This is a genomic window from Paraburkholderia sp. EG286B (genome assembly GCF_040965655.1).
Classification (GTDB): Bacteria; Pseudomonadota; Gammaproteobacteria; order Burkholderiales; family Burkholderiaceae; genus Paraburkholderia.
This window is the reverse complement of sequence record NZ_JBFRCF010000180.1, coordinates 1-417: the sequence shown is the minus strand read 5'-3', so window position 1 is coordinate 417 and position 417 is coordinate 1. Positions and strand designations below refer to the sequence as shown.

Genomic DNA, 417 nt, shown 5'->3' with positions numbered 1-417 from the left:
TGAACCTGCCGCCGGTGGATGGCGACTTCGGTATCGCGGGATTTCTTGAAGGCAATCCCAACAAGCCGGTCGCCGTGGCCTTCATTCCGAATGCCCAAAACCCGGACCTCATCAACAGCTCACGCCGCCGCATGTCGCGCAGCGAGATACGCACGCGTTCGGGCAACAAGCTGTGGCTTGACGACTGGGAGCAGCAGCAGGGCATCGAGTTGAGTACGGAGCATTCGGGCCGCTCGCAGCTCAACCTGGGCTTCATTCCCGACCGCGACCTGAACGAGCGGGGCACCGGGGCGGAGCTTCGCACGGGCGCGCATCTGGTCAATCGTGGTGGCGCTGGCGTGATGGTGACGGCGTACAACCAGCCAGGCGGTGGCGGCAAGGTGCTCGCCATGGATGAGACCAACGCGCTGTTCAAGG

At 64.0% G+C, this 417-nt stretch carries 1 protein-coding gene; it reads left to right on the top strand.

Translation table 11 applies throughout. From position 1 onward, the window contains the following. Window positions 1-417, top strand: a 417-nt coding sequence (locus AB4Y42_RS44315; protein WP_368697907.1) for a type VI secretion system Vgr family protein, incomplete at both ends; no start/stop codon positions are given.